The 1,709-nt window shown below is 36.9% G+C and carries 1 protein-coding gene; it reads left to right on the top strand.

The window, feature by feature from the left end; all coding sequences use genetic code 11:
- Window positions 1-123 precede the first annotated feature (123 nt).
- A partial coding sequence (locus tag JEQ21_RS09710; RefSeq protein WP_199365309.1) for an IS1182 family transposase occupies window positions 124-1,709 on the top strand: 1,586 nt, incomplete at its 3' end.

Below are 1,709 nucleotides of genomic sequence, written 5' to 3'. Positions count from 1 at the left end.
AGAGGCTGGGCAAAAACTAGCTTATAGAAATAAAAAAAGTGAGCAATTCCAGAATAGAGTTGCTCCTTTTTCATTTTATGCTTTATAATTATAATAACCACAAAATAACTAGAAAGAAATAAAATGTATAAACAGTATAACACAAATCAACTCAGCCTTGACCTATCTATTGCTTGGGATATCCCTGAAACTCATGAAGCACGTCTCATTAGCCAGTTTGTAGACTCTATTCCAGACTCTGTTCTCTTAGAGAAAAAATCTCATACTGGTCGGCCAGCTTTCCATCCAGCTATGTTATTAAAAATGACGCTCTTTGCTTATGCTCGGAAAGTCTACTCTGGTCGAAATATTGTGCAAATGAATGAAGAAGTCATTCCTATGAAATGGCTAAGCCAAGATACCTATGTCTGTTATCGCACAATAAACAGTTTCCGAGCTAGTAGGCATGCTAACCAGCTGATTAAGACCGCTTTTATTTACTTCACTCTACTCCTTCGTGATAATGGTATGATTGAGGATGATGCTCTATTCATTGACGGAACAAAAATTGAAGCAGATGCCAATAAATATTCCTTCACTTGGAAAAAAGCTGTGGAACGTTATGATACAGCCTTGGACGGAAATATATCTGATTTATATGATCAACTTGTTCAAGAGGGAGTAAACACTGCTCTGTCTAAAGAAGAATGCCTCTCTAGCGCTGGTCTTGAACAACTCCTACAAGATACCGAACAAATCCTTGAGGAAGTTGAAGAAGCCATCTCTCAGGAGCCTAAAGTTATCAAAGGTGGATCCGTAAATAAGCAAAAACGTAGACGGTTAAAAAAACACCACAGAAAATTGAAAGAAGATTATCTTAATCGTAAGAAACGATATGAAAATAGTCGAGAAATTTTGGGAGAGAGGAATTCCTATTCTAAGACTGATATAGACGCAACCTTTATGCGGATGAAGGAAGACCATATGAAAAATGGTCAACTGAAACCTGGCTATAATCTCCAAGTAGCTTCAAATGGACAATATGCTTTAGCCTACGGTATTTTTCCAAATCCAACAGATACTCGAACCTTGAAACCATTTCTTCAATCGATTCAAACACTAGATTTATTCCAATATATTGTCGCAGATGCGGGCTATGGGAGTGAGGAAAACTATAGTTTTATCATTGATGAATTAGAGAAGACTCCATTAATTCCGTATGGAATGTATCAGAAAGAGCAGACAAGAAAATACAAGCAAGCTGAAACAAATCCAGCTAATTGGATTTATCTTGAAAAAGGAGATCAGTGGATAAAACCGGATGGAGTCCTTTATGGTTTCAAATATTATTCTAAAAGAAGAGATAAGTATGGCTTTGAACGTGACTTTAAAATTTATGAAGCACTAGAGGTTCAAGCTAATCCGGAGTTAGATCAATTAGCACGAACAGAGAAAGGGAATTTGAAGCAAATTCACTATAATCCAACTTGGACCTACTTTAAACAGAAAGCCAAAGAAAATTTGGAGAGTGAGGAAGGATCCCACATCTACGCCAAACGAAAGGTCGATATCGAACCTATATTTGGTAGGATGAAGGGTGTTTTTGGCGTGCGCCGAGTTCATGTTCGAGGAAATCAAAATGTGGAAACAGAGTTAGGACTCCTCTTAATGAGCATGAATCTTACAAAATTGACTAAGAGGTTAGTCCAATATGAAAAAGATAAAGAAAA

The organism is Streptococcus sp. 121 (assembly GCF_016458205.1).
Taxonomy (GTDB): Bacteria; Bacillota; Bacilli; order Lactobacillales; family Streptococcaceae; genus Streptococcus.
The sequence above is the reverse complement of the archived record's forward strand: the minus strand, read 5'-3'. Positions and strand labels throughout refer to the sequence as shown.